The following is a 3193-nucleotide window of genomic DNA, read 5'->3' on the forward strand; positions in this document are numbered from 1 at the left end:
CAAGGCCAGCAAGAGCAGCTACATCAGCCTTGGCAGAAACTGCCATAGCATTGCTCTCCTGTGCGAGGTAAGCATTGGTGAATCCAACTGCAACCTCAACACCATCAAGAGGCATGACCTTTGCGCCAATAACCATTGGAGAAGTTTCAATAGTAGGATCAGCAGAAACATAGACTTCAACCATATCAGCATACTTAACAGTTACGCCAAAGTTGTTATCTGCACCAGCCATTGCCAAAGAGATATCTACTGTATCATTTCCCAAGTAGTCACCAACATAATCATTCTTGTCAGCCAGTACAGAAGGATAACCATCGCCAACACCATTACCTACGTGAAGGGTAAGAGCTAGGTCGCCCAGGTCAGTGCCCTGTTCTGCAAGAGCCTTGTCCAAGTAGATCTCAGCAGTTGCAGTTACAGACTGCTCATCATGATACTTTACATCAGTATCACTATCCAAGCTGACTTTCCAGAAATCACCAGTAAAATCCAGAAGAGTGACAAGTTCACCAGCATCACCGGTTCCATTAACATCAAGGTCATCTGTAAAAATGAAATCATAACCATAGTCAAATGTACCGCTAACTTCGATAGGGGTAGCAGCAACCAAAGTTCCTGCAACCATGAGTACCAGCGCCAGAGTCAATACAAACTTTTTCTTCATGACGTAAATCTCCATTTTTTTGCGTGAGAGTTTATTTGTAACATCAGTATGCTGATGCACTTTGTGAGTACAATGGACATAGATTGTGCAAATGATAGATTAATATGAGGAACAAGTGATGTTGTTTGAGTAAGTGTGAAGCTAGATGGTGTTTGTGTGTGGTTTGTGTGTATATATTCCCTTTGTGTGTAATCTGAGAAGGTTACACAGACACTATCATTTCTATTGTTAACATTATTGCAGTACATAATCGATTTCATTATCATATAAGTATGATATACCTTTTCGCCTCCGACATCCATGGAAGTGCATATGCGATGCATACACTCCTGAATATCTTTCAAACAACCAAAGCCTCCAAGCTTATCCTGCTCGGGGACCTTCTCTATCATGGTCCAAGAAATACCTTTCCTTATAAGTATAACCCAAAAGAAGTGTGCAGGCTACAAAATAGTGTAAAAGAATCGTTAATTTCTGTTCGTGGGAACTGTGATTCCGAAGTTGACCAGATGGTATTGGAGTTCCCCATGCTCTCAAGCAGTGCAATCATGCACCTGGAACAGGTAGGAGGCAGATTGATCTACCTGCATCATGGGCACAAGGAACTTCCACCCCTGGTAGAGGGAACCATTGTCATCAGTGGGCATACCCATATCCCTGTAGCGGAGGAGCGGGAAGGCATGTTTTTCATCAACCCGGGCTCAGTTTCCCTTCCAAAAGGAGGTTTTCCGGCAAGTTACTGTTTGCTGGAAGACAATACGTTTACCATCTATGAGCTGGAGGGCGGCAAGGAATTGATGAGCCTCACCATCTGAGACTTACCACGACATCCCCTTCCCGCTGGCTGATCTCTGCCTCACCATGGTGGAGACGCATGATCTGGGCAGTGATGGGAAGCCCCAACCCACTGCCGGAGGTACCGCGGCTGGCATCCCCCTTGCTCCATGGCTCAAAGAAATCTATGCCTTCTGCAATCGTCCCTTTGTTGGTGAAGGTCATGGTGTTCTTCCCGATGGACCAGCCAACCGAACCTTCGCTTGCCTGCAAGGCATTGGAGAGCATGGCACGGGATGCATAGCTGAGCAGGTTCTGGTCACCCTGCAAGGAGGCATCCTCAGCGTCGAGATAGATGCGGTCCTGCTCTTCCTTGGTGAATGAAGAGAACACTTGCTGGATGAAGGAAGGGATTGCAATGTCCTCTCTTGTTACCTTCATATCGGGACTTTGGAGATTACTGTACAGCACAACCTGGGCAATACGAGCTGAAAGAGCATCGTTTTCATTCTTGAGTGCCAGGAAAGTCTTCTCATTTGCAGGGAACACCCCGTCAGCAATTCCATCGAGCAGCAACTTCATACTGGCAACAGGCGTGTTGAGGTCGTGGGAGATGCTCCTAAGCCAAGCCTGCCGGCTTCTCTTATGCTGGGCAAGGTTCTCATCAAGCATCTTAATCGAGTCATTGATCACACGTTGCTCATCTATCTTTGTCTTGGGGAGCTCAACCCCGTTCTCTCCACTGCTCAATTGTTTCAGCGCCTTCTGGATCCCCTGGGTATAGCGTTCGCTCCGCTTTGAAATGGAAGCTGCCATCATAAGGGCAATGACAAAGGCAATCGGCATGGCCCAAAGAATCGGGAAGAGCAAGCCCCTGAAGAGGTAACCGGTATTCTTGTAGGTAAAGGGAGTAAAGGTGAGCACATCAACCAGGGCAATCACCTCATCGTTGTAGGAGATGACCAAACTCCCGGCAATATCGGTAGCCTTCACCTGGGGAGGCAGGAGAATGGTATGAGACTGTGATGCAGATTGTTGGTTCACGGAGAGTGAGGAATTGTCGGCATCCTTCTCTATATGTACCTCATAGACAGAACTGTGCATCTCACTTGCAGAGAATCCTTGCTCAGAGATCTGCTGGTGGGCTCGTTGCATTGCAGGTGAACTCATCATCGGCCGATTGACCTCATACTCCTCAGAGCGAGGAACCGGCAGGGATGCACCACCACTGGTCATGCCGTATGCTATGGCCACCGTGCCATCAGGATTGCGGATGTATAGCCCACTAACCCGGTCATCGGCGGAGCGCAACAAGACCTCCTCCAAACTCATCAGGGAATAGCTGCGACCATCCAACCCTGCCGAAAGATTTTTACTCAGTGCAGAGAGATAGTCCTGGAAGACAGACTCAGTCCAATTGATTCGCTGGTGGTGGATAGTCACCAAGAACACCGTAGCCTGGATACCCACCACTACGGCAACCACCAACACGAATCCCAGGAAGAGCCTTACGAACTGTCTTCTCATAGCACTGCGCCTTCCTTCTCATGCCCGATAAAACGGTACCCATAGCCACGGACCGTCTCGATCCAGGGGCCGTCTCCAAGTTTGGAGCGGATATTCTTTATATGGGTATCAACCACCCGTTCATAGGAGTCGACAGCATAGTCGAAACACTCCTCGAGAATCTGGGAACGAGAAACCAAATGATGTGAGTTTTCAATCAGGAATGCAAGGATCCTCCACTCAGCGGCG

At 48.1% G+C, this 3193-nt stretch carries 3 protein-coding genes and 1 pseudogene; 1 reads left to right on the plus strand and 3 read right to left on the minus strand.

Going from position 1 to position 3193, the window contains the following annotated elements; all coding sequences use genetic code 11:
* Positions 1 to 664: pseudogene (locus AB7S66_RS12220) on the minus strand (hypothetical protein); the annotation flags it as partial.
* A gap of 272 nt (positions 665 to 936) precedes the next feature.
* Between AB7S66_RS12220 and yfcE the strand changes: the two are divergent.
* Positions 937 to 1479: a phosphodiesterase gene (gene yfcE, locus AB7S66_RS12225; protein ID WP_428520393.1), complete on the plus strand. Its 543-nt coding sequence runs from the start codon at positions 937 to 939 to the stop codon at positions 1477 to 1479.
* On the opposite strand, the gene AB7S66_RS12230 is transcribed toward yfcE, so the two are convergent.
* Together AB7S66_RS12230 and AB7S66_RS12235 are read right to left on the minus strand one after the other, a co-directional pair.
* Positions 1469 to 2965, minus strand: coding sequence for a sensor histidine kinase (locus AB7S66_RS12230; protein WP_428520395.1), 1497 nt, complete (start codon positions 2963 to 2965; stop codon positions 1469 to 1471). The two genes, yfcE and AB7S66_RS12230, sit on opposite strands and share 11 nt — an antisense overlap.
* Positions 2962 to 3193 (minus strand): winged helix-turn-helix domain-containing protein (locus AB7S66_RS12235; protein WP_428520397.1); only part of this gene is annotated, 232 nt, incomplete at its 5' end. The genes AB7S66_RS12235 and AB7S66_RS12230, both read right to left, overlap by 4 nt.

This window comes from Sphaerochaeta sp. (assembly GCF_050178175.1).
GTDB lineage: Bacteria > Spirochaetota > Spirochaetia > Sphaerochaetales > Sphaerochaetaceae > Sphaerochaeta.